The sequence below is a fragment of the Terriglobia bacterium genome (genome assembly GCA_020072845.1).
Classification (GTDB): Bacteria; Acidobacteriota; Terriglobia; order Terriglobales; family Acidobacteriaceae; genus JAIQGF01.
In genome coordinates this window covers 41684-67502 of record JAIQGF010000021.1, presented here as the reverse complement: position 1 = coordinate 67502, position 25819 = coordinate 41684, and the positions used below count along the sequence as shown (strand labels likewise).

The 25819-nt window shown below is 59.0% G+C and carries 23 protein-coding genes; 8 read left to right on the top strand and 15 right to left on the bottom strand.

The features are described 5' to 3' along the window. Positions 1-524, top strand: a 524-nt coding sequence (locus LAN70_18095; protein ID MBZ5513063.1) for a protein kinase, incomplete at its 5' end; no start/stop codon positions are given. Positions 525-677: 153 nt separating this feature from the next. Here the strand turns inward: LAN70_18095 and LAN70_18090 are convergent. The 5 genes from LAN70_18090 to LAN70_18070 all read right to left on the bottom strand — a co-directional run bounded on the left by LAN70_18090 (position 678) and on the right by LAN70_18070 (position 6467). Continuing rightward, on the bottom strand, positions 678-1238 hold the full coding sequence (locus LAN70_18090; protein ID MBZ5513062.1) for a hypothetical protein: 561 nt from the start codon (positions 1236-1238) through the stop codon (positions 678-680). Positions 1239-1248: 10 nt separating this feature from the next. Beyond that, a complete protein-coding gene (locus LAN70_18085; GenBank protein MBZ5513061.1) occupies positions 1249-2229 on the bottom strand; it encodes a hypothetical protein in 981 nt (326 codons plus the stop codon). 452 nt (positions 2230-2681) lie between these two features. Further along, the gene (locus LAN70_18080; GenBank protein MBZ5513060.1) at positions 2682-3323 is read right to left on the bottom strand and encodes a hypothetical protein; all 642 of its coding nucleotides are present in this window, start codon (positions 3321-3323) and stop codon (positions 2682-2684) included. Between the two features lie 556 nt (positions 3324-3879). Then, positions 3880-5820, bottom strand: a complete 1941-nt coding sequence (gene glgB / locus LAN70_18075) for a 1,4-alpha-glucan branching protein GlgB (protein MBZ5513059.1) — start codon at positions 5818-5820, stop codon at positions 3880-3882. A 218-nt stretch (positions 5821-6038) separates the two neighbouring features. Beyond that, positions 6039-6467 (bottom strand): hypothetical protein, encoded by a 429-nt coding sequence (locus tag LAN70_18070; GenBank protein ID MBZ5513058.1) that lies wholly within the window; start codon positions 6465-6467, stop codon positions 6039-6041. Positions 6468-6643: 176 nt separating this feature from the next. Between LAN70_18070 and LAN70_18065 the strand changes: the two genes are divergently transcribed. The 4 genes from LAN70_18065 to LAN70_18050 all read left to right on the top strand — a co-directional run bounded on the left by LAN70_18065 (position 6644) and on the right by LAN70_18050 (position 10235). Beyond that, positions 6644-8428: a hypothetical protein gene (locus tag LAN70_18065; GenBank protein MBZ5513057.1), complete on the top strand. Its 1785-nt coding sequence runs from the start codon at positions 6644-6646 to the stop codon at positions 8426-8428. Continuing rightward, positions 8421-9086, top strand: coding sequence for a response regulator transcription factor (locus LAN70_18060; protein ID MBZ5513056.1), 666 nt, complete (start codon positions 8421-8423; stop codon positions 9084-9086). Before LAN70_18065 ends, LAN70_18060 begins: the two co-directional genes overlap by 8 nt. Before the next feature lie 137 nt (positions 9087-9223). After that, complete coding sequence (locus tag LAN70_18055) at positions 9224-9595, top strand: hypothetical protein (protein ID MBZ5513055.1); 372 nt, start codon at positions 9224-9226, stop codon at positions 9593-9595. A gap of 109 nt (positions 9596-9704) precedes the next feature. After that, positions 9705-10235 (top strand): ferritin family protein, encoded by a 531-nt coding sequence (locus LAN70_18050; GenBank protein MBZ5513054.1) that lies wholly within the window; start codon positions 9705-9707, stop codon positions 10233-10235. A gap of 46 nt (positions 10236-10281) precedes the next feature. Here LAN70_18050 and LAN70_18045 read toward each other — a convergent pair whose 3' ends face one another. From LAN70_18045 to LAN70_18035, 3 genes are all read right to left on the bottom strand, one after another. Then, a complete protein-coding gene (locus LAN70_18045; protein MBZ5513053.1) occupies positions 10282-13797 on the bottom strand; it encodes an N-6 DNA methylase in 3516 nt (1171 codons plus the stop codon). A 212-nt stretch (positions 13798-14009) separates the two neighbouring features. Then, positions 14010-14531: a carbonic anhydrase gene (locus LAN70_18040; protein ID MBZ5513052.1), complete on the bottom strand. Its 522-nt coding sequence runs from the start codon at positions 14529-14531 to the stop codon at positions 14010-14012. A gap of 369 nt (positions 14532-14900) precedes the next feature. Beyond that, positions 14901-15395 carry a hypothetical protein gene (locus LAN70_18035; GenBank protein MBZ5513051.1) on the bottom strand — a complete coding sequence of 165 codons (495 nt, stop codon included), beginning with the start codon at positions 15393-15395 and terminating at the stop codon, positions 14901-14903. 267 nt (positions 15396-15662) lie between these two features. Here LAN70_18035 and LAN70_18030 point away from each other — a divergent pair, with 267 nt between their 5' ends. From LAN70_18030 to LAN70_18020, 3 genes are all read left to right on the top strand, one after another. Then, positions 15663-17384 carry a TonB family protein gene (locus tag LAN70_18030; GenBank protein ID MBZ5513050.1) on the top strand — a complete coding sequence of 574 codons (1722 nt, stop codon included), beginning with the start codon at positions 15663-15665 and terminating at the stop codon, positions 17382-17384. Positions 17385-17964: 580 nt separating this feature from the next. Further along, the gene (locus LAN70_18025) at positions 17965-18360 is read left to right on the top strand and encodes a hypothetical protein (GenBank protein ID MBZ5513049.1); all 396 of its coding nucleotides are present in this window, start codon (positions 17965-17967) and stop codon (positions 18358-18360) included. 131 nt (positions 18361-18491) lie between these two features. Beyond that, positions 18492-18878 (top strand): response regulator, encoded by a 387-nt coding sequence (locus tag LAN70_18020; protein ID MBZ5513048.1) that lies wholly within the window; start codon positions 18492-18494, stop codon positions 18876-18878. A gap of 163 nt (positions 18879-19041) precedes the next feature. Here the strand turns inward: LAN70_18020 and LAN70_18015 are convergent, their stop codons facing one another. The 7 genes from LAN70_18015 to LAN70_17985 form a co-directional block, all read right to left on the bottom strand. After that, positions 19042-19788, bottom strand: coding sequence for a hypothetical protein (locus LAN70_18015; GenBank protein MBZ5513047.1), 747 nt, complete (start codon positions 19786-19788; stop codon positions 19042-19044). A gap of 157 nt (positions 19789-19945) precedes the next feature. Beyond that, a complete protein-coding gene (locus tag LAN70_18010; protein ID MBZ5513046.1) occupies positions 19946-21661 on the bottom strand; it encodes a DUF262 domain-containing HNH endonuclease family protein in 1716 nt (571 codons plus the stop codon). A 199-nt stretch (positions 21662-21860) separates the two neighbouring features. After that, positions 21861-22508 carry a hypothetical protein gene (locus LAN70_18005; GenBank protein ID MBZ5513045.1) on the bottom strand — a complete coding sequence of 216 codons (648 nt, stop codon included), beginning with the start codon at positions 22506-22508 and terminating at the stop codon, positions 21861-21863. A gap of 87 nt (positions 22509-22595) precedes the next feature. After that, positions 22596-23513: an alpha/beta hydrolase gene (locus LAN70_18000; protein ID MBZ5513044.1), complete on the bottom strand. Its 918-nt coding sequence runs from the start codon at positions 23511-23513 to the stop codon at positions 22596-22598. 68 nt (positions 23514-23581) lie between these two features. Then, positions 23582-24037, bottom strand: coding sequence for a hypothetical protein (locus tag LAN70_17995; protein ID MBZ5513043.1), 456 nt, complete (start codon positions 24035-24037; stop codon positions 23582-23584). A 249-nt stretch (positions 24038-24286) separates the two neighbouring features. After that, positions 24287-24982 carry a PEGA domain-containing protein gene (locus LAN70_17990; GenBank protein ID MBZ5513042.1) on the bottom strand — a complete coding sequence of 232 codons (696 nt, stop codon included), beginning with the start codon at positions 24980-24982 and terminating at the stop codon, positions 24287-24289. A 15-nt stretch (positions 24983-24997) separates the two neighbouring features. Beyond that, positions 24998-25663 (bottom strand): hypothetical protein, encoded by a 666-nt coding sequence (locus tag LAN70_17985; GenBank protein MBZ5513041.1) that lies wholly within the window; start codon positions 25661-25663, stop codon positions 24998-25000. Positions 25664-25819: the final 156 nt, after the last annotated feature.

Sequence of the window (25819 nt, the reverse complement as noted above, 5' to 3'; positions counted from 1 at the left end):
TGGGCGCCGGAGGCATGGGCGTAGTCTTCAAAGCGCTTGACCTCAACCTGCAGCGCACCGTGGCGCTGAAGTTTCTCACCCACATCGACGCCGGCGCCGCTGTAGAGAAGGAGCGTCTGTTGCGGGAAGCGCGGGCCGCCTCCGCGCTTGATCATCCCAACATTGCTGCCGTGTACACGGTGCAGGAGACCAGTGGCGGCCGCCTCTGCAAGGTGATGGCGTATTACGGAGGCGGGACTCTCGCTCTCGCGGTGCCGCTGGCGCGGCGCAAGCTGGTGGAGGTCACCAAAGTCACCATGAACGGCCCCAGCATGGCGCGCGTGGAGTACATCTGGAAGTGGGAGCCGACGCCGGTGGGCGACCTGTTTGACGCCAATGGCCAGTTGATCAAATCTTTCAATCTCTGGGACACGCAGGCGCTGATCGAAAAATACGGCGCCAACTTCTACCACGGCGATGCCAAGAAAGTCGCCGTCAACCTGGTCAAGACGGACCAGGGAGCCTGGCAGCTGATGAGCGAGTAGCAGCGGTCGCCGGAGCGACACCCAAGGCACGGCCCCAGCCGTGCCTTTTTGTTTGCGGAGGTGTCAAGCGCGCGGGTGGCGCGCAGTCGGCGGGGTGGGCCTCACCGCTGCCGCTTACGTTCCGCGATGCTGGAAGAGTATTGACCAGCAGCCTCAATGATCGGGAGGGCGGCTGGATTTGATCATCTCGGGGTCGTACCTCGCGATAATCTGAGCTGCTTTCTCACGGACGTAGGGGTTCGGGTCGACCTTCGACGCTCTGACAATTATAGGCAGCGCTTCCTGAGAAGGAGCGCGGTACAAGGCCTCAAGGGCGGCCACCTTGCAGGTTTGCGAATCGGAGCTTGCGAGGAACCTTCGGAGGGGCGGGACTATTTCGCTTCCCCCGATCCACCCTAGCATACGAACTGCCAGCAGCTGGCCAAAGGACCTTGTGGAACTCAGCAATTCCGTGATTGATGCAACCGCCGCCGTTCCCAGGCACTTTATTTGCGCCTGATCTGATTCGGCAGGTGGCACCCAGGTTGTGGATCTGACGCCTGAGGGGGCTGTCAAGTCCATGGCGTCCAAGCTTTTCTCGAATATCCGGTTAACCTCCTGCCTCACGGCATCTGGTGAGCCTCGGTCAATGGAGCCGCACTGTGCGGAGGATTCACTGCACAGTCCCTCCACGGACAAGAGGAGAACGATAGTCAGAGCTATTCTCTTAAGCACGAGCGCACTCCTAATTGATGGTCCCCTGGGAAAATGTCTTGTTGTACGCGGCTGGGTTTCCGCTTATGGTCACCTGTACACCATTGTTACAATCTCGGCGGCTCACCGTTGTCTGTATCGGATAGGTCACACCCTTGTACACCGCTTGATAACTCACGGTCACGCTACGACAAGGGTTGTCAGGCGGTTTAGGCGGTCCCCAACAGGTGCCCACCGGGTCATCGTCAAACTTCCCGTCACTTAACGTAGGATCTGGCGTTGCGAAAGCATGGTACCCTGGTTGCGCCGTTCCATCCACGATCACGTGCTCTTGGGGTGAAAGACCCTTTACGTTCATTACGCTGCCATTCTGATCCAAGACCTGATTATGAACCGTGTAAAACTGCCCGCCAGATCCCGTAGCGCAGCCCCCATCAGTAGGGTCCGCTCCGGTGGGCCCGAAATAAGTCGGCACTTGCACCGTCGCCGTCGCACTTGCGAAAAAAGTCTGGGGGCGGCAGCAGCAGTTGTTCACCGAAGATAATCTGCTACTGGCACGTACGGTTGTCGTGCCTGCCCCGACGAAAGACATATTCCCACTGTAGTCGATGGTGCCGACTGCGGTATCGCTGCTCGACCAATCGCTGGCGGCTACGTCACCGTACAACCCACTGCAAGCGTCTATCGCCGCCGCATAAAATAGGTAGCTGCCTCCAACCGTGCCGTTCGCTGGATCATCCAGGATGTCAAAGGCATCATAACCCGGACCGGTTTGCATGCAGCACTCCGCGCACCCGTAAGTTGCATGCCCGAAAGTCTTGTCGGTAATCGTCTTGCCTTCGTACAAATAGCCTGCGCCCTTCGCGTCCAAGTCCTTGATTTCGTACGAGCCTTCGATGACACCCGGCGGAATCACCCGTCCGTTCTTGTCGGCGATCTGGTGGCGAATCAGATCTCCCAAATTCACCCAGGTCTGCTCTCCCGGGAAGCAATAGCTTTTCTGGCATCTCATAGACCCCGGTGTCGCCATAAAACAGAGAGATCGCTACCCGAGCGTCTTTTTGACCGCCATTGCCGGTGGTGATGAGCGTGTCATGTGTTGGGTCAACGTGCCACATGCCAGCTTTCCACATATAGCTAATACTGGACGAGAATGGCGACTGCAATCCATAACGCTTGCTCTCGTCGTAGCTGGCGGCGACGGCAATTAAATCACCGAGCCGTCCGGAGTAGGTGATTTCAACATTTGCCCAATTGGCATTTGGCGGAACGCTTTGGAGTGCAGTGAGATCCACCACTCGGGTCTCCTCGGCGGCTACCTTACCAAGGTCGAGGGGAGCTTTCCCGGCCGCAGCCGTACTCTTCCAGCTTACCAGCATTGTTGGACTGATCGGCGCGTCGGTGACATTTCGCACGAAGATTGTAGGATGAAGCATGGTTCCCTGCGGGTAACCCAGCATGGGATCAGGCGTTGCCAGTCAGGGGCGCGCGAATCGTGATTGTATCCACCTCATCGGCCAAGTCCCGTTCGAAAACCTTCATGAGTGCGGAAAAATTTGCCGTTTCGTCAAACAGTACTTCCGCCACAAATACCGAGCCGGCGCCAGACTCAAAATCCAGCTTTATTCCGCCCTCAGTTGAGGTGAAACCTGCGTGATGCACAGTGTCACGGATACTGATCCGCTGCGTCCGGTGGGGTGCGACTGTCAGGTCAGTGCTGTACTGTGCCTTGTTACCGGTGAAGGTCTGGCGTGCCCGTACGGGCTTGGAATCAAAGTTACTGATTACCAGAAAACCGTCGGAAGTAGGCTGTGGAAGCCACCAGATGGTTTCGCGGCTGCCAGATGAGAAATTCTGGAACACGGGGAATGCGTCGAAATGAAACGTGATCGCGTGACCCAACCGCTGGATCATGACTGCGGCGTATACATTGTACGGGCTCGCCGAGGTGAATCTGAGGACAAGAGAACCGTAGGAACCTGCGCGGCCGCTCAGAGAACTTGCTGCCGCATGCAGATCAACGTGGCGGGCCCTATCCGAGCCGAGCTTAACTGGCGGAAGCGAAAATTCGCTGCCATCGGATTGTACGCAGAACTGGCGTGACATCGAGGTCGCCGCTGGGCGAGATTGTTCCGCAGCTCCAGGTGCGTGGCCCAGCCGGGTTCAAGCGTCCAGAAGGGTACAACGAGTTCTTGCGGTTTTGCGGGCCTCGGGGGCGGAGCGGGAGATTTCTTCGGCGGCGCGGCAGGCTTGGCAGGCGAAACTTGTGCCGTAGCTGGCTGAAAAATCGCCAGCAGGAGAGTGATTGACACCAGTGCGCGGAAGCACCTAGAGAACGGCGAAGGCATACGGGCCTCCTTGTACCGCTTGCGGCAATTTCACACAGGCCACATCTCACCCCACGTGAGTGTCGGTGCCGCAAATATAGGAGCGAGCGCAACTGCGTCACAACAAATTTGTGATTCTGTTCTGTTTCTGGAACATTCACCTGGCGGTGAGGGCGAGGTTCAATCGCATCGTGCTGAATCCACTTGGAAGATGAGTTGCGCAGGCGTGTGTAACGAAGTCGGTGCAAAGCAGGGCGATGCAGCGGATTGCGTTCCGATTTCGGATCAAGCGTGATGGACGCTGGACTAGTTTCCGGGGAGCGGCTCGGGCGAAATCACCGCTGCCGCTTCATGTAGAGCGCTGCCAGCGGCGGCAGGGTGAGCGCGATGGAGCAGGACTGGTTGTGCCATGGGATCGCATCGGACTGGCAGCCGCCGCCGTTGCCCATCCCCGAGCCGCCGTACATCGCGCCATCGCTGTTCAGCAGCTCGCGCCAGTACCCGGCCTGCGACACACCCACACGATATTTCTCCCGCGGCACCGGCGTGAAATTGAGCGCCACCACGATGGTGTCGTTCGGATCTTCGCTCTTGCGCAGGAAGGTGAGCACGCTGTTGTCACCATCATTGGCGTCAATCCACTCGAAACCGCGCGGATCGATATCGAGCAGGTGCAGCGCCGGCTCGTCGCGCATGGTGCGGTTTAAGTCTTCGACCCACTTCAAAACGCCGGCATGATCGGGATACTGGAGCACGTCCCATTCCAGGCCGGTGTCGTGGTTCCACTCCGGCCACTGGCCTAACTCCCCGCCCATGAACAGCAGCTTCTTGCCGCTTTGCGCCCACATGTAGCCGAACAGCAGCCGCAGGTTGGCGTATTTCTGCCACAGGTCGCCCGGCATCTTGCCCAGCAGCGATCCCTTGCCGTGCACCACCTCGTCGTGCGAGAGCGGCAGCACGAAATTTTCCGTGAAGGCGTACAGGCCGCGGAAGGTGAGCACGTTGTGGTGGTATTTGCGGTGCACCGATTCCTTGGACATGTAGACCAGCGTGTCGTGCATCCATCCCATGTCCCATTTGAGGCCGAAGCCGAGCCCCCCGAGATAGGTGGGTTTCGACACCATCGGCCACGCCGTGGACTCCTCCGCGATGGTCTGCACCGACGGGAAGTTCTGGTACACGTCATGATTCATGCGCTGCAGAAAGGTGATGGCGTCCAGGTTCTCGCGTCCGCCGTAGCGGTTCGGAATCCACTCGCCTTCCTGGCGCGAGTAATCCAGGTACAGCATGGAGGCGACGGCGTCCACCCGCAGCCCGTCCGCGTGGTAGCGGTCGAGCCAGAAAATGGCGCTGGAGAGCAGGAAACTGCGCACCTCGGTGCGCCCGTAATTGAAGATGTAACTCTTCCAGTCGGGATGAAAACCGAGCCGCATGTCGGCGTGCTCGTACAAGTGCGTGCCGTCGAAATAAGCCAGCCCGTGTTCGTCCGACGGAAAATGCGACGGCACCCAGTCGAGAATCACCCCGATGCCGTTCTGGTGAAGGTGGTCCACCAGGAACATGAAATCCTGTGGCGTGCCGTAGCGGCTGGTGGGCGCGAAGAACCCGGTGATCTGGTAGCCCCAAGACCCATGGAAGGGATGCTCCATGATCGGCATGAACTGCACGTGGGTGAAGCCGGCGCGCTTCACGTAGTCGGCCAGTTTGAGAGCAAGCTCGCGGTAGCTTAGCGGACGATTGTTCTCTTCCGCCACCCGCATCCAGGAGCCGATGTGCACTTCGTAAACGGACATCGGCGCCTGCAGCGAGTTGCGCGCGTGGCGGATCTGCATCCAATGCTGGTCGCCCCACTGGTAATCGAGGTCGCGCACGATGGAGGCGGTCCGCGGCGGCACCTCGGCGAAAAACGCGAAGGGGTCGGCCTTGTCCACGTGGTACCCGTGATAGCGCGAGGCGATGTAGTACTTGTAGTGAGTGCCGTCGGTGAGGCCCGGAACGAAGCCCTCCCAAATGCCGGACTCGCCGCGAGCCCGCAGGCGGTGGGTGTGCTTGTTCCAGCCGTTGAACTCGCCCAAGACGTTGACCTCTTCCGCGTCCGGCGCCCACACGGCAAAGCACACCCCTGGCTTCCCCTTCCATTCCGCCACGTGCGCGCCCATCTTTTCGTAGAGGCGGTTGTGCGCTCCTTCATTGAAGAGGTGGAGGTCGTAATCGCTCAGGAGAGAGAAGTCGTAGGTCACGGCCGAGATTGGAAGTTCCGTGTCAGGGGAGCGCATCAGCCCTCGATGTTACAGGTCCCGCCCCAATTGAATCCCAACGATCAGTTCCCGGTTGCTAATTGTAAACGCCGGGAACCCGCGGTTGATCGTACTCCGACGCGATAAGAATACAGCATGGAAAGAAGGGATGGAACGCGTTCGCCCTGGAACGCTCCGAATATAAGGTTGCAGGCACGGGCTGGCGGCTGCGAATCGGAATTTGCCGGAACCGTTCCCTACTGGCTGCCGCCCTTGGTCAGCCACGTCCAGACCGGCACGCCTTGCTTATCGCGCAGAACAATCTTGTTGTTGCCAAACTCGATCTCCCGCGCCAGGATGACATCTTTTTCGTCCACCTTCACCTTGGACCCGGTGATCGTCAACTGGTCGCCTTTCTTGAACGCGACCTCGAATTCCTTCAGAAAGCTGTTGGGGCAAAGCCGCACTTCGAGGATCTCCGCGCCCGACTTCACCATCAGGTAAATGCCGATCTGCCCCTTGGGATTCGGCACTTCCTTGATCTCCTCCACCGTCCCCTTGACGGTGACCTCTTTGGCCACCTCGTACTTCGGGCCTTCCGTGGCGGCCTTCTGCGCCATGACCAGTGGCGCCAGAAGGAACATGGCAGCCAAGCAAACCAGTGCCACCGGCTTTGGAGCCAGCATGACTTGCTCCTTCCCGCGGCCAATCCAGCAGCCGCCCTTGCTTCGGAGCTATCCATTCCAAGGCTACCCCTGTCGCTCCGCCCGCGCTGTGAGTTGCGTCACACCCTGTAGCCCGTCGGTTACGCACCAAGGCTTGCTGCCCGCCGCTGGCCCGGTTACAGTTAGCCACACATTCCATGCTCTCGCTGGAGAAGACTCCACGATTTCTGACGCGGCTGGGTGCGCCGGTCGACCGCGACGAACAAAACCGCATCGAGCGCGTGCTCGCCTCCGCGCGGGTCTTTCTTGCCTGTTCCGGTCTGCTGGCGATTTATCTGGATCCGACGGAACCCACCCGCTACGCCAGTTTTGCCTACGCCCTATTGATCGGCTACGTGGGCTACAGTTTCGTGGTGTGGGCGGCGTTGAAGCGTTCCGAAGCCGTCGCACCGGCTTCTCCCTGGATTCACGTGATCGACCTTCTCTTCCCAGCCGTGTTCACGCTGTTCACCGAGGGTCCCAACAGCGCGTTCTTTCTTTTTTTCGTTTTCGTTCTGACGGCCGCCGCTTTCCGCTGGGGCTTTGTCGAGACCTTCGCGACGGCGCTTGCCATCGTCGCCCTCATGACCATTGAGGCGGTGCTGCTGAGTTTCGGCCATCACCTGGGGACCTGGCTGGAAGGCGACTACGATGTGAATCGATTCGTCATCCGGTCCACGTACTTGATTTTGCTCGGCCTCCTGCTGGGCTATCTGGCCGAACAAGAGAAGCAGTTGCGCGCCGAGGACGTCTTCGCCGGACGCGTGATCCGCAAGGCGAGGGTGGATGTCGGCTTGCGCGGCAGCATGCAGGCCGTTCTGGGCGAATCCATGCGCCTGTATCTCGCGCCTCGTGCCCTGGCGATGATCCGGCAGACGGGTACGGGACGCGTTTTCCTGTGGGAGTCGCACGCGCTGCCCGATGGCGGCAACAGCGTTGCCGGCTCGGAGGTCGGCCCCGAGGATCGGCGGCAGTATCTCGTTTCCATACCGGCGCAAAGTTCCTATTCGCAACGGCGCGGCGCCGGCTGGAGGACATGGACCATTAATGCCGACGGCAAGCGCGCCCGTACCGACCCGGCCTGGTCGCCCGCGGTTTGTCCACAACTGGGAGACGCCGCCTCCGTTCTTTCCGTCGGGTTACACATCGGCCAGGAATGGAACGGCTGGTTGCTGCTCTTCGGCGCCCGCATGGGCGACAAGCTGCAGGAACTTCGCTTCGCGCAGAAGCTGTTTCGCCAGGTCGGGCCGGCGATTTACAACGTCTACCTGCTGCGCCGCTTACGTTCACGCGCCGGCGCGGTGGAACGTGCGCGCGTTGCCCGCGAACTGCACGACGGCGCCATCCAGGCGCTGATCGCCGTGGAAATGGAAGTCGACGTCCTGCGCCGCGAGGCCGCGCGAACCGAGAACCTCACCACAATCTCTTCCCGGCTGGAGCGGATCCAGGAGATGCTGCGGGAACAGGTGTTCGATCTGCGCACGCTGATGCAGCAGATGCGCCCCGTGGAATTCAATCCCACGCAACTGCTCGACCACTTGGCCGACATCGTCGAGCGTTTCCGCCACGACACCGGCATCACCGCGGAGTTTGTTTCCGTCCTGGACGACGTTGACCTGTCGCCGCGCGTCTGCCGCGAACTGGTCCGCATCACCCAGGAAGCGCTGGCCAACGTGCGCAAGCACAGCGGCGCCCAGCGTGTGCTCGTCCGCTTCGGCGTCCGCCAGGGCCGATGGACCCTGGAGGTGGAGGACGATGGGCGCGGTTTCGAGTTCCACGGCAAGAAATCCCTGGCCGAATTGGACGCCTCCCGAAAAGGACCGGCGGTCATCAAGGAGCGCGTCCGTATCCTCGGTGGCGATTTGGAGATAGAATCGCTCCCCGGACAGGGTACCCGGCTCGAGGTCACGTTCCCGCAAAAGGCACAAGCCACCTATGTCTAGCGCTCCCATCCGCATTCTGATTGCCGACGACCATGGAATTTTCCGTGACGGCCTGCGCCGCCTGCTGGAAGCCGAACCCAATCTGTGCGTCGTCGGCGAGGCTGCCGACGGCGCCGAAGCCGTCGCCCTGGTGGCACAACTCCGGCCCGACATCCTGCTGCTCGACCTCGCCATGCCGCGCGTACCCGGCATGGAAGCCTTGCGCGAACTGGCCGCCGGCCAGTACCCGGTGCGCACCATCCTGCTCGCCGCCTCGGCGGAGCGGCCGCAAATCCTGGAGGCGCTGCAGCTCGGCGCACGCGGCGTCGTGCTCAAGGAATCGGCCACCCAGGTGTTGCTCAAGAGCATCGCCGCCGTCATGGCCGGGAGCTACTGGGTCGGCCGCGAGAGCGTGCCCGACCTCAAGGAACTGGTCCTGGACAACGCCGCCCCGGAACAGCCCGGCCGGCGCTACGGCCTCACCCGCCGCGAGATGCAGATGGTGGCTGCCATCGTCGAAGGCTCCAGCAACCGCGAGATCGCCCAGAAATTCAACGTGCGCGAGGACACCGTCAAGCACCACCTCACCAGCATCTTCAGCAAGCTCGAGGTCTCCACCCGCCTGGAGCTGGCGCTGTTTGCCATCGAGCACCGGCTGGTCAGCAAAGGCGGGGCCTGAGCTCTGGTTACACCCGGATGTGATTCACGTCACGGGGCCATAGGTCAAAATGGCCATTCGTCACAGGTTCTCGTGTCTTAGGTCACAGCCGGGCCGTGCAAGGCGCGCGACAATCGCCCCAGGTGAGGAGGTGCCGCATGGCCGATGAGCGCGATGTCCTTGAAGTCCTGAAATTCGAACTTAACTTCCTGGAGCAGGGCGGCTACGGCCGGTCCGTGCACACCCCCCAGACGCCCACCCGTATCTTCCAGGATTCCATCAGTTGCCTCAACTTCGGGGAGCCCCAGCGGCCCCATCCCTGCTCCGAATGCATGCTCATCGATTTCGTTCCGGAATCACGCCGGAATGAAGACGTTCCCTGCCACCACATTCCTCTTTCTCCCGCGGGAGAAACCATTGCCACCCTGGAAGCGCGCAAGAATCAGCAGCAATTGGAAGAGGCGATGATCGCCTGGCTGCGCGCCGTCATCGCGCGCATCGAAAAGGAACGGCAGGCGCGCAGCGCTTAATCCGTGCCGCGCCAGTTTCCATTTTGGGAACTTTCCCGATTTCCACGCTCCCCCCGCCGCAGGTGCGTTATAGACTTACCCTTCTTCTTCATCTCCCGGGAGCATGCTCATGAAACGCGAATTCACTTCGCTGTCTCCGCAAGAGGCCCTGCACGTCGCCATCTTCATTGAAGAGAGAAACGCCGAACTCTATCGGCAGTTCGCCGAGCTGTTCGCCGAATTCAAGGATCCCGATTCGCTGGAGATCGCGCAGGTTTTCTGGGACATGTCCAACGAGGAGCGCGGTCACGGCACCATGCTGCAGGAGCGCTATTTCGACCGCTACGGAACCCAGGCTTGTGTGGTGACCGAGGAAGACATCTGCGAGATGTTGGAAGTGCCGAAACTGGAGAGCGGCGAACTGTTCACCGTCGGCCGCGGCCACGCCAGCGTCGCGCCCAGCAAGGCCGCGCTACAGGTCGCGCTCGAGGCCGAGGAGACCGCGATGCGTTACTACGCGCAACTGGTCGAAAGAACCCCCGACCGCAATCTCCGCTCCATGTATGCCGAACTGGCGAACTTCGAGGCCGACCACACCGAATTTCTGCGCCGCAGGCTCAACGAAGTCAAGCGCGCCATCACCGGCGGGGACGTGGTGTAGTTGTTCCTGAAGCCTGCAGCCTGATGCCAGCAGCCTAATCGGCATTTCAGTTGTGCTCCGGCTGGGGTTCGATAATTTCGGGTGTTACCGCTGCGTTCGTCGTATTTGGCCATACATACGCGGTATTTTTCGCGGTTGAGTAGTTGGCATCGAGCTGAGGTTGCAGCAGGCAAATGGCAGCGATTCGGCGCGCCATGTCGCGGACGTAGTGAGCCTCCTCGGGCGTAATTGGGCGGCCCAGCAGCTTGACATCACGGTAGCTCAACCACTTTTTGATTACCTGATAGCCTCCGATCGTGTAGTCCCACACGTTGTTAGGGATGTTCTTCCAATAAACGACATCGTTGAGGTACACATCGCAGGTCTTGTCACCCACTGCCGCCAGCGCCTGCTCAAGCGTAAGGCCGAGGGCCGCAGCTCCCTCGTTGATGGCGTCCCGCTCTTTTTTGCTGTAATCACGCTCGACGAGTTTGCCTTTTCCGGGCATCGTCACCGCGTCCTTGCCTGCATGTCCCCATCCCACGTCGATCTTGAGATCCTCAGCGGTGTCCAGCGGCTTGCCGTTAGCTATGCTGACATTACCCATGACTTTCAGTTCCGGGCGGAGGACGCTTGAGGTTATCCCTATCAAACCAGCGTCTCTGCTCAGCAAGGCTGCAATCGTTGATCCTAGTTCCGCTGATTTCAATAGCTCGACTTTCGAACTGGGCAGTGGAATGCGCGGCCAGTCGCGCCGGACGGCATCTGCATTTTCGCGCAAGTATAAGGGCGAGTATCCGATTGCCAGGACGTGCATCCAAACTGAAGCCGCAGTTGTTTGATCCACCGGCCAGAGCCCTATAGCATTCAGATACTCGTGAACCCCCACCGACAGATTCGCCTCGGTGTGTGCCTCCGGAACATCAGCACGGGCCGGGATAGTCGCCTGTTTTGCATTCTGCAGCGGACCAGTATCGACTTGCAACGGGAAGGCAACTGCATGGCCGCGCAGACAATCCCGAGCTATCAGAGAGTCGACTATGAAAAATGGCACACCCTCGGGCTTGGCCACCCCTGCTGCACGTGTGATCAAGAACGTATTTCTCGCACGCACTTGCCGCCCAAGTTCCGGTCGAGAACGCTTCCATACGTTGGGAGTCGTTGTGTAGTAGCACCAGCGAGTATCGAGCGGCCTGAACACATAGGGAACAACGTTTGCTTTATCAAAGGATTCGCGCTTCTGAGCTGCTGCTCTCGTCTTCGCTGGGTTAAACCCGGCGCTCTTTCTGCTGAGGCCGCCTCCGACCTTTGCAAATTCATCCCACTCTACATCCGGATCCAGGTACGCCTCCAGTCGGGTTTCTAAAGCGGATTTCCCAATTTCGATTAGGGCATTTGCCCGATCCTCATCCAAGCCCTGCAGTAGTGGCGTAGAACTCAAGTCCGGTACAGTTGGCCATTTCAAATACGCTGCCTGAACAACACCGGGGTGAAATGAGAAGAAGTTCGCGTGAGTAGGTTGCGGCTGCACGTACTCAGATCCAAAAGGTGAATCGTCAAGGCTCTTCAGCAGATTGAATCTCTTCTTGGTGCCCCAGAAGCCACGGAAATACACCTTTGCGCCAAATTGGTGCGGACTCTTCCTGACCAGCAGAGCGATGGCGGTTCCAACGCGAATCCCCGCCTTGTTGACGTCGGTAGAAAAGACGCTTGGGTCAGGCTGTCCTTCTGGAGTTAATTTGCCCGTTTCTCGGCTGTCGCCGTTCATACAGTCGATCCAGATTTTGTCGAACTCGGTAAGAAAGCGATTCCGCATCACTACAAAGGAAACGCCTCTGAGATACGAAAAACTAGAGATGTAGCAAACGATACCTCTACCAGGATTCTTCTCGGCAATTCGGCGTTCGGCCAGACGAAAAAAACGGACGTATAGGTCGTCGAGATTGAACTTCTTAATCCCCCAGACGGAGATGAGGCCTTCCTTATACGGTTCGACCAGACCCTCCTCTTCCGCTGGGCTGACCCCTGCAAATGCGTTATAGGGGGGGTTCCCGATGACCACTAGAATCGGTTCCTCGCGTTTTACCCTTTCGGCCGCATCTCGTTCGGCTTCCATTTCGGGGAAAATCAGATGTTGCTTTGGCCCTTTCGGTGGTTCCCAGCCAGTCAGCGAATTGGTGAGAAACACGCCGACTCTCTCGGTTCCATCCTCTGCTAGCGGTGCCCCCACGTTTTGTAGCAAGACTCCGAGTTGTAGATGAGAAATAACAAACGGGGCCGGCAGGATCTCGAAGCCAAAAACTCGTTCCATTGCTGCGCGCTTGACCTCGTGCGCCGCCAAGGCGTCATCCCCTTTGTTTTTCAGGGTTGACGTGATCGTGTTTAACACCTCAACGAGATACGCACCCGTGCCGCAGCCAGGGTCGAGCACATATACATTCTTATCGGCTAAGCCATCTTCCAAACCCAACTCTTCGCGCAGCGCCATGTCTGCCCGTGCAACCATGTACTTCACCACTTCCAACGGCGTGTACCACACCCCTAGGTCTTTCCGCAGTTCTGGGTCGAATGCGTCCAAGAATGGCTCGTAGAAGTACTGGACGGCTTGCTGCTCCTGAAATTGCGTAAAAAATGCGCCTCGGTCCACGCGGTTGAGCACGGCGGCGGTCCAGTCCAGCACCTCGACCAATCCGAGAGGTCCAAGCTGGCCCGGCGTCGCCACTTGCACGAATAGTGCGCGGATCATTGGCACACGCAGCTTCCACTGTGCCAGTTTCCAGTCGAACTTCGCTTTACTGATTGGAGGATTTTCCTTGCTCCACAGCACCCAGGCGGAAAAGACGCCGTAGAAGAGGGTCTGCACTAGGCTGGAGCGAAAGAAGTGCTCCCCCTTTTCACCTTCAAACTTCAGGCCCAGCGCCTGCTCTAGCGCTGCGCGTACAGTGGCCAGTGCTGGGAGTTCTGCCTTGGCCTCGACGCGGAACTTTGCCTCGCGAGCATAGTAGGCAAGTACCCAGGCTACATCCTTTGGCGCAGCCAATATGGCCGGGGAAAGCAAGGCCAGCTTCAAGAAGTCGAGGAAGCGGTCGCCTTGCTCTTGTGCCGTCTTGCGAGGATGGGCAGCGAGCTTCCAGAATGACTTTTCGTCGGCCGCCAAGCGGCAAGAAGCGAGTTTTAGCGGTTTGCCTTCGCTGTCACGACCCACAAGAACGAAGTCGCGATAATTGGTTACCAGAACTTGGCCGTATTCCTTCCAATATTTTGTTACTTGCTCGCTATCAGCAGTGACCCACGCGTCGCCCTTCGTGGGTTTGATCTCAATCGCACCACGCGCGGGCTTTTGTCCTGGGAGCGGCTCTTCATCCGTCAACTTCTGGAACTGGTCCGGCGTATACAGGCCGCCATCCGGATTACCTGCACCACGATTCGCGAGTTGCAGGATGCAGCGCACCTTGGGCTTGAGGTTGTTTCCCACCTCATTGAGCAGTGCGTGTAATGCGGGGTAGTACGATGTTTCTTTTGTTCCCGCAGCGGAAGCCCGGATTTCGGCCAGAGACGTTAAGTAGGTTTCCAGAGGATGCACGTGTGCTATTTAGACAAGAGGACCGGAAAGAACGCAAGGACATTCTGACCTGAGACGGCGGGTGGCTCACCCTTTCGCGCGGCGTAAGGTGCAAGTTTTACAAGCTGGGTAGAGCTGTCTGTCGATCAGCAGCAAAGGCATCCTGAGCGCGCGCCGCGAAAAGTGCGCGGCGCGCACTCAGGATCGATCCGCCTATTCTCTTCGCAGCGTGGTCACGCGGCGACCGCGCCCGCCGTCCGTTGCACTTCGCGCAGCTTTCCCGTCTTCACATCGTAGACGAACCCGCGCACCGGAATCTGCTGGGGAATCCACGGATGCGACCGCACCCGCTCAATCTGCCGGCGCACGTTGTCCTCCAAGTCAGAGAAGGCGTGGAAGTGCACCGGCGCGTCCACCGCCGTGCCCGTTTCGTTCTCCAGGCGCCGGCGCAGCTCCTCGTCGTGAAATGTGAGCATCCCGCAATCGGTGTGGTTGATGATCAGGAACTCCTGGGTTCCGAGCAGGTGATGGGAAATGATCAGCGACCGCAACGCATCCTCGGTGACGATCCCGCCGGCGTTGCGAATGATGTGCGCGTCGCCGGTGTTCAGGCCCAACACCTGTTCCACCGTGAGGCGGGCATCCATGCACGCCACGACCGCCACTTTTCTTGCCGGCGGCATCGGCAGGTCGCCGAGATTGAATGCCTGTGCGTATCGCTGGTTGGCTTGCAGCAGCTCGTCTGTCGTGCTCATGTGTTTCTCCTTTCGCACAAAAAGAAAATGCCGCTCGCGGCGAGCGGCTGGGAGGCTGGTACTCAAATTCAGATCAGGAAACGCGCCCATGCCCCTTGCCGCTGTGGCCGCAACAACAGCCGCGACTACAACAGCAAAGCGCCGGCGCGATCATGGAGACAGGGACGAACATCGGTGTCGAGTGCATCAGATGATCGGACCCGCGGTTCGGTTACAAAACACTTGGGCTTACCGGAAAGCGGCCACTCGGCATGGATGAGTTGAATTATGCACGGCGCTCCGCAGGCGTCTGTGACAAATCCGACACCAGCAGCCAGCGAGTAATTCGACTTTCCTGAAGCCTGAAGCCTGGAGCCTGAGGCCTGCGTTTCAATCTTTCTTGTGCGGCGGCATGATCGCCTCCGCCGGAAACGACTTGAACACCACTTCGCGCTGTTGCGCCGAGGTCTTGTGGTCCTTGTCCTCGGTGATTTGCGTCAGCGTGCCTTTGATAACGTGGTAAGCCTCCGCGCCCGGCGTCTTCCCTTCTCCGCGGTCCACGGTTCCCTTGAACTCGAATGCCACGCCGTGCACCGAGCGCGTGGTGAACGCGAGTTTGTTTCCCTGCATCGAGCCCTTGGTGAACATGTGGTCCAGGAAGGCGCCGCGGTCGCTGTCGCGCTCGCCGTAGCGGGAGATGAATCCGGTGACGCGTCCGTCCGGCTCCACGTCCACTTCCACGAACTCGCCTTCTCGCAGGAACGTGTACATGCCGGAAACATCGTCCGGTTTTGGCGCGGGGGCCACAGATTGCGCCGCGGTGGCGCGTTCGGGGGTGCTCTTGGGCGCATTCGCCTGCGTCCACGCGGCCACGCTCGCCAGCATCACAAACACAGTACCGAGTACCGTGTACCAAGTACCGAGTCGGAAAATCTGGTTGAAACGATTTCGTGCGGAGCGACGCATATCACGAGCACTTGCTCGGTACTCGGTAGCAGGTACTGGGTACTTTGCGGAGGGATGAATGAATGTGTGCATAACAGGAATCCTGAGCTGCTGCTGTGATTAAACCACAAGCCGAGGCGCGCTTGGCGGCGAGTTTGCGCGGCATTTGCTGCGTTATAATTCTGGAAGACTTTGTCTTGAGGCTGGATGCAGCAAATTCCCGGTCACGAAGCACCTGAATCTTCCAAGCCGAGCCTGCGGCCGCCAACTCTGCTGGTCGAATGGCCGGCAGGACATCGGGTGTTCCTGGAAAATCTGCGCGACCTCGTGCTGTTTCGCGGGTCGCCGAAGCCGCGCGGCACGGTTGCCGAGTTCTGGCCTGACGTGTTTGTGCATCGTCCGGTGGCGTGGCGCAGCATGGCCTCGTCCGCGCTGTATCACCTGTTCGGCATCGTCGTGATTTACGGGATGTCGGTGACCTGGGCGCAGCGCGCGCCGCTGCCAACCCGCAGCCCGTTCGACAACAGCAAGATCACCTATTACGCCGTCTCCGAATACCTGCCGGAAATTGACACTGGCAGCGTTGCCGCGCCCGCGGTCAAGCCGCGCAAAGGCGAACCGAAGTACGCCAAGCAGAGGATCATCTCGCTTCCGCCAGCGCCCGACAATTTCCGCCAGACGATCGTAACGCCAAGCCATATCAAGCTGCCCAACGACGTGCCGCTGCCGAACCTGGTCGCCTGGACGCCAATTCCCTCGGCTGTCCCGGAAGCCGCGCTGACGCAAACGCCATCGCAACTGAAGCTGCCGGCGATGACGCCGGACGTGATTGCGCCTCCGCCGGCAATCGAGTCGGCGAAGTCGAGGAACCGCCTGCTGAATATTCCCGAACCAGCGGTGATTGAGCCGCCAGTTTCCAGCAGCGCGGCAGCGCGTCCGCTGGGCGCGATGAACGTGGCGCGACTGGATCCGACGGTTGCCGCGCCCGCTCTTCCAGTCGCGCCACAACGCGCCGTGATGGCGAATCCGGCGAGTAGCGCGAACGGCGGTCAGAACGCAGCCGTGCAACCTCCGCCCAATGTAGCGGGAATCGGCAACGGCCAGCGCGCGGTCGGGCAATTGATCGCGCTCGGCCTCGACCCCGCGGCGGTGAACGGTCCGATCAATGTGCCCAACGGCAGCCGACAAGGACAATTCGCGGCCACGCCGGAAGGAAATGCCAACGCGCCGGGAACGCCTGAGATCAAGGGAGGAGGCACGAACGGCGGCGGAAACGGACACGGCACGAATGGCGGAGGCGGCAGCGGAACAGCAGTGGGTCCTCCAGGAATTTCGGTTGGACCAGGTCCGTCGAAGCCGACATCGGGCGTGGTGGCGCAAGGCGATCCGTTGGCTGCGCTCATGTCGAACCCGAACACACCGAAGCAGCCGACGACGGTGGCAAGGCTGGAGCGTCCGCGAATGGCGGACATTGGGCGCGCGGAGCGGATGTCGCCGGCGACGCCGAACGCGCCATCCAAGATTGAAGAGAAGGTATTTGGCGTCAAGCGCTATTACTCGATGACGCTGAACATGCCGAACCTGGCGAGCGCGGGCGGAAGCTGGATCATGCGCTTCGCCGAACTGAACGAGACGACAGTGAAGGGCGAAGTGACCGCGCCGCAAGCGATGGTCAAAGTTGATCCTGCGTATCCTCCGGAGCTGATGCGCGACCGCGTGGAAGGAACGGTGATGCTGTACGCGGTCATCCGCAAAGACGGAACCGTGGGTGAAGTGAAAGTGCTGCGCGGAGTGGAAGACAAATTGGATGAAAGTGCGCGCGTGGCGCTCGCGAAGTGGAAGTTTCATCCGGGAACGAAGAATGGCTCTGCGGTTGACCTGGAAACCGTGGTGCAGATTCCGTTTGTCGTGAGGAAAATGCAGTTCTGAAAGTTGGCTGAATCTCAGCTTGAGAGATTAGTAACCATCTGGTTAACTCTAGATACCCCCCTCCCCCTCCTCTTCTAATCGAACCAGCAACTTACGTGCAGGTAACCTGGAGAAAACCTCAGGTTACCTGGGCGGGCCGGACTGTGGGGGTTGGACTCTTGCGGAGGGCGGAAAATGTGTTTCTGCGCGGGTGTTGTGCCGGCGTCTGGGGTTATGGCTCTCTCGCTGCGCTCGGGATTTCGGCAGCGGGCTCCCGCTGCGCTCACGCCCGCAAAACGGCTCAGCTTCGACTGCGCTCAGGGCAGGCTCCACCGGGAGACACAAGGATGGGGCACCCAGAATCGGGTCAGATCGAGAACTGAAAGGGTGCGCCACCCGCCAGGAGTGGTATTGTGTCCTTCCGTTTGACCGTGACGGCGGAAGATGCGCAGGTGGAGAAACTTCTAGTAGATATTCTCTCTCGGTTTCGCCAAAGTTAAGGAGTTCGCAAGCTAACTAGCCGACGCCCAAATGATCAGACGGTGAGAGGCACGCCATGGACTCCAGTTCCCTACCATCGAGCCAAACGGAACAGCCCTCCTTGGCCATGCCGGCGCGGATGCTGGTGGATCGCATGCCCGCCTGGTGCCTGGCCCTGCTGTTCGGCGGCATTGTTCTGTTCACCGCCACGGGACTGGACTTCCTCCTGGAAAAACGCTCGCGGTCGTTCTTGGGCAACATCGACGCCTCGGCGGTGGTGGCCGCGGTGGTCGCTGCCCTGCTCTTCTATCGCATGTTGTGGCAAGAACGGGAACGGCGCAAGGGCATTCGCCGCCGCCTCGAGACCATCAGCGATCTGAACCACCATATCCGCAACGCGGTTCACACGATTGCGCTCACCTCCTACATCCCAAAGAACGAAGAGACGGTGAAGGCCATCGACGACTCACTGCACCGGGTTGACTGGGCCCTGCGGGAGATTCTGCCTAAGCTTTAGGCATTCGGCGGCAGAGGAACGCAGACGAAATCTGTTCTGACCTGGATGTATCAGGTTATAGAAGTCGCACACGAAGCGAAAAAGTATTAATACATTGTCCCCGAATCCGCATCAGAAAGAATGAAAAGTATATGGAAACGCGAATTCTCGTCGTGGATGATGAAGAAGCCGTTGCCTCCATGATGAAGATCGTGCTCGAGAACGATGGGTACACCGTCGTCACCGCGGCTTCCGCTGCCGAGGCGGTAGGTCTGCTCTCCACCGATTCCTTCCAGGCGGTCATCACCGACATGAAAATGGAGAGCGACACCGCCGGCTACGACGTGGTGCGCGCCGCTCGCGCCCTGCCCAATCCACCGGTGACCTTGATCCTTACTGGCTACCCGCTCCTGGCGCAGGATTGGCGGGCCGCCGGCGCTGCCGCCGTCGCTTCCAAGCCCAGCAGCATGGCGCAGTTGCTCGAGACCGTTGCCGAGCTCCTTGGCAAACGGCGCCAGCGCGCCACTCGCCTCGCTTAGTTTTCCTCGGCGGGTGGGCCGGACTGTGGGGGTGGGCTCTTGCGGAGGGCGGAAAATGGGTTTGTGCGCGGGTGTTGTGCGGCGTTTGTGGTTCCCACATTCGGGTAGGATCGAGAGCTGAAAGGGCGCGGCACCCGCCCGTTTGGTCGCCATTGATTCTCAGTTATGCTTTGCTGCCAGGTGTTTCTGGCATTTTGACCTTCAACATGAGATCGGCAGTTTTCTTTGACTTACGAAACGATTCGTATAGGACACCCGCTACGACGTAGGCGGAGAATAACATCAGTTGCACATTGTTCGTAGCAATGAGCCGTTGCACCTGGAATTCGTAAAGCGGATCGCCGGTTTTCCCGGCAATCAGTTGACGCGCAAGATCGTAATCCATCTTCACCCATTGAAATGCTCCTGCGATGTAGCCGATCGCGAGCGACAGCGCAATTGTCCGCCACACCGTAACCATTTCCTTTATCCGTTCGATCTTGGCGGTCGGACTAATGTCATCGGCCGACAGAAAAGCTGCGCGTTCATCAGAAAACCGAATCCAACAGGATATCAAGCTGACAAGTGCATATAAGCCCATCCAGAATCCGACATTGAGGTGCGGGAATTCCGGTCGGAAATTCCACAGGGCGATTGCAGTGGCGCAAACAATCCCCGATATCGGCACCAAGATGCGCGCCCAGAGAGTTTTCGACTTAAGTCCCCACAATCCAGCGAAAAATACAGGAACAGCCAATAGACAGACCCAATATCCTAGCGGATAGTGTCGCGCACCGTAGATCACGCGGTTTGGCAAACGCGCGTCGACATATGTTGTCAGACCCGCATGGACCAAGAACCCGACCGTGTTGAACATAGCGATCTTCCACCGAAAAAACGCATCGGTCGAATTATGCCGTTCAGCGCTCATTTGTGCGTCTCGAACCGCTGCGTACAGTCATCACCAAGCATTCTTGGTTGCCGACACTGTCTGCACAAGGATCGGGCACCCACTATCGGGGTTAGATCGAGAGCTGAAAGGGTGCGCCACCCGCCGTCAAACTGTTCAAACTCCGAATCTCGTGCCTTCACAGCGGCCACGCTTTCACGGCCAGCTTCGCCAGTCGCTCTTGCCGGTCATCAATTTCGGATATTCCCCACGCTGTAGATTTACTCGTCTCTTTTGTAAGGCGGATTTTGGCGGATTGGAGAACTGGCTTTTTAACGTCCCAACCCTCTGAACCGATGGCTGAATTAGCCGTCGCGTCCAGCAACGCGAGATTGCCAATCCGGTTCGTGTGATCGTCATATTTATCCTCTGGAACATGGGCCCATTTAGCAGTTCTGGCCTCTGGCATGATGTGCTCCAAAGTGACGGTTATATCTTCGTCGGTGGAGTAGTAGATGTCCTTGCTGCCCTTAAGCCGCCTCTCCAAGATCGCCAAGTAGTATCTGGCGAGGGCCGCTTGAGTGACGGACGCCTCTGTAAAATCGAGGAGGAAGCGATCGTCCTTGGGAACAACTCGCATCATTTCGTCCTTCACTTGCGCTGCGGTTGTGTATGTCTTATTGCTCACATTTTGCGCCGCGTTTGCATAAGCCGCTTCCACAGGGCCGCTGCCCTGAATCCCTCCAATGAGCAACCTTACCGACCATATGATCGCCATGTCGAGCAGCTTGGCCATTTCTTTTGGCGTCAGAGTGTCCAGGGCCGTAAGCAGCAGCGGCCGAGTCTGCTTGATGCCAAGCATCTTCAGCGTTGCTACGGCCTTCCGCGCTTGACGGCTATATCTGTTCCAAGTTGAGTGCGTAGGGTTCAGGAGCGCAGCATACTTGACCGCGTTTACCTGCAACTGCGCTGATGTTTCCAGTACATCTGTAGGACTCTTGACTTCATTCTTGATTGCGTCAAACAGTTCTTGGCTACGCACAATGCCATGCCTCGATACCCAGAAATGCCTAACGTAATCCTTGACCTCTGTTCCAGCGACGGTATCCAAGGCGCCGAGCATTTGCGACCAATTGTGTTTAACGGTGTCCAAATTGTCTGCTTCGGCTCTCCCAAACAAATAATTCTTGATGAGGTCGCTGGCCGATAGCTCAAGACCGCGATCATTCATCGTTTCAAATATCAGATATGCTGAGCTTTCATCCGGCACGGTTATCCAAATGACTTTGGCCTTTGTGCGGAGAAACTCAACCCATTCATCTAGTTTGTCCGCCTGATTCGTGCCGGTAAACCCAGCAATGATTGTCTGAATGCGTTTCGCGGCGATCTTGGCGGCTTTGTCAATAAGGCGATGCGAGGGCGCGACTGCTATTCCGGAATCGCGCTTTGATGGTTTAGCTTGCTTTCGCCGCGCATCGCTCTTCGGCAGAAGAACGCGCTTCAGGAAATAATCGCGGTCGCGCTCATTGAGGTATAGATGCGGTTGAGGTAACTTCTTCAAATAATGCTGCGAGAGCACGTAAGTAGATTCGAACAGTCGTGCTCCGTTGGCATCGCCGCTGGTGTCGTGGAAATCCCGGATAGCAGCGAGCAGGATAAGGGTTGTCGCCAACCTCTGCTGCCCGTCAACAACCAGTACTTTCCCATCCGCTCCATGAATGGCAACGATGGTTCCTAGAAAATATTCCGCAGCATGTTTACTGATGGCCAGATTCAGATCGTCGTACAGGGATTCAACGTGTTTGTCTTTCCACGAATAGTCGCGCTGATTCGGGGGAACCCAGATCGTTTCGTCTTTAAGAAGTTGTCCTATACCCTTCGGATGAATGTTGATTTCATCTATGCGGCCAGCCATTTGCAAGCACCTCGTAGCGCCCAAGTGCCGCACGACCAGCAGCGGGCTTCTGGCGCGTAACTAGCGGGGGCTTGGTTCGGCCCACCGACTCGCCTCCCATCCTGCTCCTACCCGAGTGGATGAGTAAAGTCAATTATTCTCACATTCGGTAGGACCGAGAGCTGAAATGGTGCGCCAGCCGTCCATACGTGCCTAATGCCTAGCGATGTGGAGCTGGGCCACTGCGGCTCTTTGAGGGTTTTGGTGCTATCGGCTCCGATGCCGTGTTAGCTGGCGACCATATGCTCTTCCGAAGGCTCGGATTGCGGGTGAAGATACCGTCAACGAACGCTTCGAATTTCGGGTAATAACCCCGGTATTCGTCGTGGACATCTTGGAATTGAGCGCTACCTGCCAGATCCTCCGCCCACCTGGTCACCCAACCTGGGCCAACAGGGTCTGGCACCTTCAGGACATGGTGGAGTGTGTGGGCAAAGGCAAGGTATTCGTATAGGGCGGACATGTAGATGTACTTCCGAATGGCAGCGTCATCTCCCGCGTAGCTGGCTTGATACCGATCCAGCTTCATGTAGTCTTCTGGATATAGTTTCAGACCGTCGACTTGTTCTTCAGTTACCGGCTGGTATGTCTGCCAGTACATTTCGAAGCGGTCTCGAACCAACTGCGCCTTCAACAGGCGGTTGTGCGAACGCGTCTGCCACGCAGAGAGAAGAACCGCGACCGTTGCCGCGAGAAGAATCCCCGTCTGAATCAAGTCGCCTGTTGTCATAGTGAACATAGGATAAATGCATTCTGAGTCGCGGTCTAACTCTTGCTTGGGGCGACCGCCTGCCAGGGGCATAGGCATGTGGCCCATCCTTCCCCGTGTTACCCAAATGTGGCCGGCGGGTGGCCCTCGATAAGAGGGAGTGCATAGGCATCTCCCCCGACAACGTTAAGGCAGGACTGATTTAATCCATGCCAGCACGCGGTCGGCGAGCAGGGGTTGCTGCGAGCTGAAGCCATGGTCGGCGCCGTCCACGTACTGCACTTCAACCTTAGGATTATTTGCCGCCGCTTTGTGCAGGCGTTCCGCAATTTCCGGCTCGATCAACTTGTCGGCCTTGCCCTGGAGGATCAGGACCGGGTTCTTTACCTTCTGAATGTTCTGGTAGGGATCGGATTTGGCGGTGGGGCCGCGCAAGCTAAGCAGATAGCGCGAGGTGTAGAGAGCTTTTCCCAGAGGGCCCAAATCCACCAGCATCAGATCACGGTCGCGACCCTCGGCCTGCATGCGAAGCGCTTCGCTCACCGTCTCCTGCGCCTTTTTCTGTCCAAACTGCCAGACATTCCACTGGAACAGGTTGCCCGGCCCGCTGACCAGCACGGTGGCGGCGATGGTCGAATCACCGGATGCGGCCTGGTAATAGAGTACGCGGTTGGTGCCCATGCTCTGCCCCAGCAACACGATCTTCTTTACTCCCAGGCTATGCAGGTGCTCGACCCCGGCGGCGATATCGGCCTGGTTGTCGGTGAAGTCGGAGGTCTTGGGGCCGGTATCGTGGTCGCGCATGTTGAGCGCAAGAGCGACCATGCCCTGTTGCGCCGCGGCTCGGCCGAGATAGGGGAAATACGCTCCGTAAAAAGTTCCGCCAAAGCCATGCACCAACATGAGCCCAACCGGGCTGGGCGCGGCGGCGGGGCGGTACACGATCCCGCTGAGGCGCGCGCCGTCGGAAGTGGTCAGCGCAACCTGCTCGAGCGTTACCCCGGGCTTGGCCGGCGCTTGTGCGATGGCAGCCACGGCGCACAGCAGGAGTGCAATAGCGATGGAATAGGACGGTCGCACACGCACGGAAAATCGATGGCTCATGTCTGGAATTCTACCTGCGATGAGGCGAGCGCAGCGAGGGCCGGCCTTTCTCGACTTGCGAGTCCGTATTACTTCGGCTTGGCCGCCAGAACTACGTTGACGACGTTGAACGTGCGGTCTGCCTTCAACTCACCGAAGAAGAAGGTATACATCATCTTCCTGGCGCCCTCCGGGACCACGATGTAGTTGTCGCCCGTACGACTTTTCCATTTGGCCAGCAGTTGCTCGGCCGCCTTTTTCGGCTTTTCGACTTCTTGCATGTCGGCAATGACGAAAGTGCCGGCCTTCACTGTGACGCGGCTGCCGTCCAGGTTCGCGATTCCGGACACGGGGATAACCGCCATGTTGCCCGGGCGCGGCACGTACTGCCGTGGCATCGGGTCAGCGATGACCACAACGACGTTCTCCGGGTCGGCCATGGCCGCGCGAATCTCCGTGGCGGGATCGGCGTCCTTCTTGTCGGAGGAAACGGCGGGCAGCGCGAACAGCGCCAGGACTGTAACCAAGCACATAATATTTCGCATGTCGCATCTCCCTGAGATCAACAAGAATTTCCTTGTTGGCCTTAAGAACGGCAATCATCGTACCCCCTTGTTGCCCCTCCTGCACGTTGGCTGCACAATCAGCGATCAAGCCTGTCGCCATGACTGTGGCGGGCAGTGCGATACTCGGCTTCCTGATCGAGCTGGTTACGACGGTTGTCTGCAAGCGGCCGCAGCAGCAGCAAGCCCCGCCGGTGACGAAGCCGCCCGCGATGGCCGCCTAGCCGGTCCTCAGTTGGCGGCTTGTTTGGGATGTTGCCGCTGCTCCAGCGATTCCGACCACAGGCGGTAGATCAGTTCAAACATTTCCTTGGTCTTGGCGCTCGTAGCCTCCTTGGTGACGCGATTCTCCGCGGGCGTGCCCGCCAGCTTGGGGTCTTCTTCGTAAGCGAAGAAACCATAGCTTTTTCCCGGCACTTCCAGGCGGCAGGCGCTGTACTGCGACGGGGTTTTCAAAGGTCCCGAGGTCCACCACGCCGTGCCCATGGAGCGCGACAACGAACGAACCTGCTGGATGGGAATGTGAAAGACGTCATGGCCGTCATGGGAACGGTAGTCAATCGCCTCCGCGGTCACCGTCAGAATGCCGCTGCACGCTGTCCCGGCCGAGTGCTGATGGATGGCGTAAAACTGCGCCGGCAGTTTTGGCGGCTCCGCCGGCAGCGCCTTCATGATGACGAACTTTTTGGCCGTTGCCCCGGCCTGGACCTGCACTTCCTCCTCGTGGTCCACGTAGCCGGGCTTGGTGAGCGCGAGATGATGCGCGCCCACCGCTACCGGTGTCAGGGTCAAGGGAGCCTTGCCCACGCTCTGTCCATCGAGAAAGACTTCCACGTCGGCGACATCGGTCTTGACGCGCAATGTGCCGTCATCGGTTAGTGCCGCGGGGCACACCAGCAGAGCAATCAGCAGCAGATGAGCGAGCATGGTTCCCCCCGCGCCTCAGATCTTGGACTCGGCCACCTTGGCCTTCAGCTTCACGCATGTCTTCTCGATCAGGGTGTTGATTCCCTCTTTCAACTCTTTCTGGTTCTCGCTTTGCAGCTTTTGTAGATCGCCGGAGAACGGGATTGTGTCCCCGACTCCCTTTTTCCAGAGCTTGCGCCCGCTGGCGCGGTCGAGCATGGTCACAACCATCCCGATCCACATCTGGTCCTTCCCCAAACCGGTGATCATTCCCCCGATTGCGTTGACGTCCACCACCAGGACGCGGTCGGCCTGAGCGTTGGAGAGCATCTCGGGCGTGCGGGTCTTCTCCTCGGCGAGCTGGGCGGCGTCGAGCTTGTCGGCCTCGGTGGCTACTCGCCACTGATAGCGGCTGTCCGTGACGAGCGTGTTCATGACCTCGTCCTGGATGGCGCCGCGCAGGTCGTAACCTTCGATGGGCAGGTTCTTCTTCTCGAACTTGTTGTAGAAGACGCGGTACTTGTGATCAATCAGCTGCAGCTCGTTGGAACGCAGGTTAAAGACCACCACCACGCGCGGCGCCGAACTGGCGGGCGGTGTTTGGGCCGCCAGGGGGATGGCCACGAATGACAGGACCAACAGCAGCGCGAGATGACGTGCAATGAAATGGAATAAAGGACTGCGAAATATGTGTGCACCCATGCTTGATTCTCCCGTGCGAAGGTGTCGGAATCGAGGGCCGGGATCAAACGGCCCTCGTTCGATTCGCCCTTTGATTGTCTACCGAGGCGGACGGCAGGAAGTGGTTTTTGCGCAAGAAATGCAGCGCCCGCTCAAGATGTGAGTTCCAGAATGGGA

Excerpts from the sequence above, each read along its gene's own strand:
- LAN70_18085 (MBZ5513061.1), bottom strand. The coding sequence starts at position 2,229 with ATGAGATGCCAGAAAAGCTATTGCTTCCCGGGAGAGCAGACCTGGGTG.
- LAN70_18080 (MBZ5513060.1), bottom strand. The coding sequence starts at position 3,323 with ATGTCACGCCAGTTCTGCGTACAATCCGATGGCAGCGAATTTTCGCTT.
- glgB (MBZ5513059.1), bottom strand. The coding sequence starts at position 5,820 with ATGCGCTCCCCTGACACGGAACTTCCAATCTCGGCCGTGACCTACGAC.
- LAN70_18070 (MBZ5513058.1), bottom strand. The coding sequence starts at position 6,467 with ATGCTGGCTCCAAAGCCGGTGGCACTGGTTTGCTTGGCTGCCATGTTC.
- LAN70_18065 (MBZ5513057.1), top strand. The coding sequence starts at position 6,644 with ATGCTCTCGCTGGAGAAGACTCCACGATTTCTGACGCGGCTGGGTGCG.
- LAN70_18060 (MBZ5513056.1), top strand. The coding sequence starts at position 8,421 with ATGTCTAGCGCTCCCATCCGCATTCTGATTGCCGACGACCATGGAATT.
- LAN70_18055 (MBZ5513055.1), top strand. The coding sequence starts at position 9,224 with ATGGCCGATGAGCGCGATGTCCTTGAAGTCCTGAAATTCGAACTTAAC.
- LAN70_18050 (MBZ5513054.1), top strand. The coding sequence starts at position 9,705 with ATGAAACGCGAATTCACTTCGCTGTCTCCGCAAGAGGCCCTGCACGTC.
- LAN70_18040 (MBZ5513052.1), bottom strand. The coding sequence starts at position 14,531 with ATGAGCACGACAGACGAGCTGCTGCAAGCCAACCAGCGATACGCACAG.
- LAN70_18035 (MBZ5513051.1), bottom strand. The coding sequence starts at position 15,395 with ATGCTGGCGAGCGTGGCCGCGTGGACGCAGGCGAATGCGCCCAAGAGC.
- LAN70_18030 (MBZ5513050.1), top strand. The coding sequence starts at position 15,663 with ATGCAGCAAATTCCCGGTCACGAAGCACCTGAATCTTCCAAGCCGAGC.
- LAN70_18020 (MBZ5513048.1), top strand. The coding sequence starts at position 18,492 with ATGGAAACGCGAATTCTCGTCGTGGATGATGAAGAAGCCGTTGCCTCC.
- LAN70_18015 (MBZ5513047.1), bottom strand. The coding sequence starts at position 19,788 with ATGAGCGCTGAACGGCATAATTCGACCGATGCGTTTTTTCGGTGGAAG.
- LAN70_18010 (MBZ5513046.1), bottom strand. The coding sequence starts at position 21,661 with ATGGCTGGCCGCATAGATGAAATCAACATTCATCCGAAGGGTATAGGA.
- LAN70_18005 (MBZ5513045.1), bottom strand. The coding sequence starts at position 22,508 with ATGCCTATGCCCCTGGCAGGCGGTCGCCCCAAGCAAGAGTTAGACCGC.
- LAN70_18000 (MBZ5513044.1), bottom strand. The coding sequence starts at position 23,513 with ATGAGCCATCGATTTTCCGTGCGTGTGCGACCGTCCTATTCCATCGCT.
- LAN70_17995 (MBZ5513043.1), bottom strand. The coding sequence starts at position 24,037 with ATGCGAAATATTATGTGCTTGGTTACAGTCCTGGCGCTGTTCGCGCTG.
- LAN70_17990 (MBZ5513042.1), bottom strand. The coding sequence starts at position 24,982 with ATGCTCGCTCATCTGCTGCTGATTGCTCTGCTGGTGTGCCCCGCGGCA.
- LAN70_17985 (MBZ5513041.1), bottom strand. The coding sequence starts at position 25,663 with ATGGGTGCACACATATTTCGCAGTCCTTTATTCCATTTCATTGCACGT.